The 1,167-nt window shown below is 55.4% G+C and carries 2 protein-coding genes; both read left to right on the top strand.

What is annotated here, in order from left to right; genetic code table 11:
* Nucleotides 1-65: 65 nt before the first annotated feature.
* The gene (locus CAG44_RS29215) at nt 66-374 is read left to right on the top strand and encodes a transposase (RefSeq protein ID WP_024086157.1); all 309 of its coding nucleotides are present in this window, start codon (nt 66-68) and stop codon (nt 372-374) included.
* Nucleotides 371-1,167: IS3 family transposase (locus tag CAG44_RS27340; RefSeq protein WP_371858065.1), on the top strand; the 797-nt coding region annotated here is incomplete at its 3' end. The genes CAG44_RS29215 and CAG44_RS27340, both read left to right, overlap by 4 nt.

Raw genomic sequence — 1,167 nt, 5'->3', positions numbered from 1 at the left:
TGAACTGGCCTAATGATCCCGGACACCTCTTAAGGGCGATATGATTCGCCCAATCAGGAGGTTCCATGCAAGAACGAAAGACCTACACCCGCGAGTTCAAGCAACGTGCTGCCAGCATGGTCCTTGATGACCACTGCTCGATTCCCGACGTCTGCGCTTCAATGGACGTCGGCCCTACAGCCCTGCGCCGCTGGGTTGATCAGGTGCGTAAAGAGCGACACAAGGGCCAGCCAGTAGCCGGTACCAAAGCGATCAGCGACGAACAGCGCGAGCTCCAGCAGCTGCGAGCCAAGATCAAGCGCCTGGAGACCGAGGCTGAAATCTTAAAAAAGGCTACGGCTCTCTTGATGTCGGATCCCGATCGTTTTTCCTGATTGAGGAACTGAGAGAGTCAGGCTCGTATCCGACCAGCCTTCTTTGCAGTGCGCTGAGCGTATCCCGTAGCGCGTTTTATGACTGGCTTCGCCGTCGTTCAACACCGAATACCGAGCGTGACGAACTCAGAGAGAAAGTAGTTCAGCTGCACGTCGAAAGCAGGGGGAGCGCGGGCGCGAGAATGATCTCTGAGTACCTGAAGGCCCAGCAGTTCAAGGTGGGACGGTATCTGGCCGGAAAACTCATGGAGGAGGCAAATCTGGAAAGCAAGCAGCGTCGTCCGCATCGGAATCGCTCCAAAGGCGTTGAAGCGTTTGTGGCCAAGAACCTGCTCGAACGTAACTTTGAGCCAACAGCAATTAACCAGGTCTGGTGCGGTGATGTGACCAGTTTGATGGTCGGGAAGCGCTGGTATCACCTGGCAGTAGTGATTGACTTGTTTGCGCGTCGGATCGTTGGCTGGGCGTTTTCCCTGATCAACGACGCCAACTTGGTTAGCAAGGCGCTGAGGATGGCAGTAGGGGTTAGGGGCAAGCATGCAGGATTGATGTTTCACTCGGATCAAGGCTGCCAGTACACCAGCCAGCGCTTCCAGTCCGAGCTGCTTGAGCATGGTATAACGCAGAGCATGAGTCGCAGGGGACAATGCTGGGACAACGCACCAACAGAGCGTTTCTTTGGGACGCTCAAGTCAGAATGGGTGCCGCCCAAGGGCTACAAGGAAATTGAAGAAGCCAAGCAGGATATGACCAGCTTCTTCATGCGATACAACCGAATCAGGCTCCACAGCCA

Origin of the sequence: Pseudomonas sp. B13(2017) (assembly GCF_002113245.1) — a bacterium.
GTDB classification, from domain to species: Bacteria; Pseudomonadota; Gammaproteobacteria; order Pseudomonadales; family Pseudomonadaceae; genus Aquipseudomonas; species Aquipseudomonas putida_Z.
Note: the sequence above shows the minus strand (reverse complement) of the source record. Positions and strands in the feature narration are given on the sequence as shown.